We start from the raw sequence: 359 nt of genomic DNA on the forward strand, positions 1-359 counted from the left end.
CCAACAAGACGCTCGTCTTGGAAAGCGAACACATCACGCAGGCGATCGGGTTCAATGTTCATCGGCCTGTGCAGATTGTCGGCGCGACGGGCGGCCTTTGCAAACTTGGCGTTATAGCGCTCAGTGAAGGCGGGCAGAAACGCATTTGCAGCGTCGATGTCTGAGATGCCTGCAAGCCTGAGTTCTTTGACTAAGCGATCCTGAAGCGTTCGATTGGCCCGTTCAACACGGCCTTTGGCCTGAGAGCTGTTTGCGCAAAGAATCTCGATGTTTAGCTCATTCAGCGCACGCCCAAACTGGGTCATGCCATGCCCGGATTTTGCGGACTGATTGGCAACGCGGAATACCGAGTGTTTGTC

At 54.9% G+C, this 359-nt stretch carries 1 pseudogene; it reads right to left on the minus strand.

The features are described 5' to 3' along the window. A pseudogene (locus tag FQ320_RS25420) lies at positions 1-359 on the minus strand (ISNCY family transposase); the annotation flags it as partial.

Origin of the sequence: Oceaniovalibus sp. ACAM 378, from assembly GCF_008085915.1 — a bacterium.
Lineage (GTDB): Bacteria > Pseudomonadota > Alphaproteobacteria > Rhodobacterales > Rhodobacteraceae > Oceaniglobus.